This window comes from Cryobacterium sp. MDB1-18-1 (assembly GCF_004402735.1).
Classification (GTDB): Bacteria; Actinomycetota; Actinomycetes; order Actinomycetales; family Microbacteriaceae; genus Cryobacterium; species Cryobacterium glucosi.
Map to the genome: position 1 here is coordinate 1 of NZ_SOFR01000042.1, position 4,008 is coordinate 4,008.

Genomic DNA, 4,008 nt, shown 5'->3' on the forward strand with positions numbered 1-4,008 from the left:
CAACACCAACCCGCCGCGACTACGGCACACTAGAACAACACGAGAGTGGCCCTGTTTTCAGTTGGCAGAAGTGGCCCTGTTTTCAGTCGGCGTTAACAAGACTCCGGCCGAAGTGTTCAGCCAACAACTACAGTTACTCAAACAGCCCGGTGTTGCAACGACCGGTTGAACTCGCCCAATTCCGCTCCAACGCGTTCCTGCGCGTGCTGAAGAACAACGGCATCACCGGGTCGATGGGCCGCGTCGGCGCATGCGGCGATAACGCCGCGATGGAGTCCTTCTTCGCGCTGCTGCAGAAGAACGTCCTCGACCGGAAGCGGTGGTCAACCCGAGAGGAACTGCGCCTCGCGATGGTGATTTGAATCGAGCGGACATACCACCGCAAGCGCCGGCAACGCCGCCTCGGCAAGCTCACCCCGATCGAGTTTGAGACAATAAACGTGGCCCTCAAAGCCGCCTGAGACCACTAACCCTTTGAGTCAACTGAACTCGGGGCAGTCCCAACATCTAGTCCGCACCGCAACAGCCCTGGGTACATTTGATCGCACGCGGAGACTTTTTACTCCCATCAAGCCGTGGCCGGTGCCTATGACCTCATCCGCAGCTCGGACCAGTTGCAGTTTTTCGACGCGTGAGTGAAAAGTAGGCCGTTAGCATTACTGGCCTACTTTTCGAAGAGCGCTGATACAGCTTTCACTGGTGAGACTTCCGTCGCGTTCTTGCCTTGCTGACGATGAACCGGATCCCGATTACGAGACCTAGGGCCAAAACGAAGAAACCCATGGGGCGTATCCCCGCTATGAGGTTCGCAAGGTCGGTTCGGTCAGAAAATGCGAAACCGAAGCCGACCATGAGCGCCCCCGCCACGACCATGGCGACAGTTCCCAGAGGCCGTACGGGGAAGATCTCCATGGGATCTAGCCGCGCCAGGACAACCTCGTGTGCACCAGCTGCCGAAAGCGCTGCGCACACTTCCTCCAGAGCTTGGGTTCGAAACGGGTTGGGTCGGAACCAGATCCAATCGCGCTCTCCGGCTCCACGTAGGCCAACCCACGAGCTTCCCCGCAGCTTCTGCCGGTTGAATTCGACCCCACTGGCCATTGTCCAGACGTAAGTGTCATGCCCTAGACCAACGGGAGTGGCATCCGAGAGTTCGACGGTTTGGCGTGAGACATTCAGCCTCGCCCACGGATTCATCACTTGGGTGCGGAACCATGCCGATTTGGGGCTGTTGTAGAGGCCACTGAACGTCATTTAATCACCACCTAAACCACGAACTTACTTGTTGGAAGAACTGAATCGGATTGAACTTCAGATACGTCTGGGTCAATGTGTAGGTGTCCAGCCCATGGACCGCTAGGCCCGCACCGGTTCCAATGCCAATCTCGCCGCCAATCACAGTGCCTCCGGGGGCGTCACAGGCCGATCCCCAAAAGCCGCTTGCGACTCCACCGGGTCCCTCGAAGGCCCCCGCTCCAGCATTCCAGAATTGACCACCGAGTTGGTCAATCGTTCGCGCATTGCTGACTTGCACCACGCCGGAAACACTTGCCGCAACGGGATAGGCAAGACCAACTCCGCCAGTGGCTGTGCCGCCGATCGAAATGTCCCCATTCCTGTCATCTATGGCAAAGAGGGGGACTATACGATTTTCGGTGTAACTCCTAACAATGGAGGTGCCTGATGACTGATGTGATTCTTGGCGTGATGGAGGACGAGGCCGTGGCGACGGTGAAGCATGAGGACGTGGTGGATGGCCGGCTCGTGGACCAGCTGGTCGGGCGGGCCCGGGAGCAGGGTCTCGCTCTGACGGGCGAGAACGGGTTGCTGGGCCAGCTGACGAAGATGGTCCTGGAATCCGCGCTCGAGGGCGAGATCACCGATCACCTCGGTTATGAGAAGCACGAGAGGTCCGGGTCGGCCTCGAACGCACGGAACGGGTCCCGGACGAAGACGGTTTTGACGGATATCGGGCCGGTCCCGATCGAGGTGCCGCGGGACCGGGACGGGTCGTTCCAGCCGCAGATCGTGCGCAAGCACCAGCGGCGCCTGACCGGAGTAGACGAGCTGGTGTTGTCGCTGTCCGCGCGCGGGCTGACCCACGGTGACATCAGCGCGCACCTCGCCGAGGTGTATGGGGCCGAGGTGTCCAAGACGACGATCTCCACGATCACTGACCGGGTGCTCGAGGGCATGACGGAGTGGCAGAACCGGCCTCTTGACCCGGTATATCCGGTGATTTTCATCGACGCGATCCACGTCAAAGTCCGCGATGGGCAGGTCGCGAACCGGCCGATCTACGTGGCCCTGGCCGTGACTGTCGAGGGCAACCGCGACATCCTCGGGCTCTGGGCCGGGGACGGTGGCGAGGGCGCGAAGTACTGGCTGCAGGTGCTGACCGAGATCAAGAACCGGGGTGTCCGGGACGTGTGCATGGTCGTCTGCGACGGGCTGAAAGGCCTCCCCGACTCGATCGGGGCCGTGTGGCCGGAGGCGATCACCCAGACCTGCGTTGTGCACCTATTGCGGGCCAGTTTCCGCTACGCCGCACGGCAGGACTGGGACAAGATCGCCAAGGCCCTGAAACCGGTCTACACCGCCGCGACCGTCGACGCGGCCGAGGAACGCTTCCTCGAGTTCGTCNGCGGCCGAGGAACGCTTCCTCGAGTTCGTCGAGGCGTGGGGGAAGAAGTACCCGGCGATCGTGCGGATGTGGGAAGCGAGCTGGGCCGAGTTCGTGCCATTCCTGCAGTTCGACGCCGAGATCCGCCGGATCGTCTGCACGACGAACGCGATCGAGTCCGTCAACGCGAGGATCCGCAAGGCCGTCCGCGCCCGCGGCCACTTCCCCAACGAGTTGGCCGCACTGAAATGCGTCTACCTGGCCGTGATGAGTCTGGACCCCACCGGCCAAGGACGAGCCCGCTGGACCCAACGATGGAAGGCCGCCCTCAACGCCTTCGACATCACCTTCAACGGCCGCCTGTCTATCCGAGACAACTAAAAATCAAACCCAGTTACACCGAAAACTTGACAGACCCGCCTCTGGGCGCCCAAAGCTCAACTCGCGATGGCCGAAGCACGCGCCAAAAAGGCGCGCGCTCGAGCTCAGGCGCGCGAAATCGCAGCTGCCAAGGAATCCAAACTCAAATTCGACGCCATCTCACTGAAATCGTAAAAGTGAGGTATAGGCGACCCAAGCACCCCAACTGCTTTGTATGTATGCGGTGACTAGAACGCCTTGAGCGTTGGCAAAACTTGGCGACCCCGCCATGAGGACGGTCCCGCTAATCGAAGCCGTTCCAGTGCCGAACGTGTTGTTGTTTACCGTAGACGTCGGCAACGCAGCCATGCTTCTCGGGGAGACCTCCCCAACACCGGCGGCCAGCTTCTCCGCAGACGAGGCCGACACCGCAACTTGTCGCTTTGCCGCACTAGTAATGGGGGGTTCAGGAAATACCTTGACTTGACTAGTCTGCTGCGCGGCGGCAGATGACCGGGACGCCGTACTCCACCGGTCCACTGCTGCTTGAGTTACTTGCGCTGCCCGAGCATCCGCTTCCTGCACAGAAGCAGAAGACGATGCCGACGGGTCCGCCGTCGGCGACGATTCACTCCACGATGAAGTTGCTCCCATCGCACTGGGTGCGGCTCCTGCCAACCCGCCAACGGCCACGGCCATAATCCACGCAAACGCAACCAGAACACTGTGCCTATTAGCGCGCAATGGAAATTCCCCCAAATTCCTAACGCAGCACCACTCAAAGGACGCCGTGTTTGTTGATCATCCCGCGTGTTTTGACACGCACACAACGCGCCCGGCGAAATCGCCCCACTCTTGGGGGCACACCGACGGCAGTCAAGGTCGCAGTGCCCAGCACAGTCTCACAAAGCTAATAGTTGATGAGAGGCGGATTCAAGTGGTGTCTGCAACACCGGTTTGATTGGTTGGGTTCGAGATTAGCGTGGCGAGGACTTCTGCGGGCGTTCGGTAGCCGTGGCGTTTGC

The 4,008-nt window shown here is 60.6% G+C and carries 2 pseudogenes; both read left to right on the forward strand.

Annotation, left to right across the window (positions count from 1 at the left end):
- Window positions 1–173: 173 nt before the first annotated feature.
- Window positions 174–461, forward strand: a pseudogene (locus E3O50_RS09335) (IS3 family transposase); the annotation flags it as partial.
- A gap of 1,246 nt (window positions 462–1,707) precedes the next feature.
- Window positions 1,708–3,004: pseudogene (locus tag E3O50_RS09340) on the forward strand (IS256 family transposase).
- Window positions 3,005–4,008 lie beyond the last annotated feature (1,004 nt).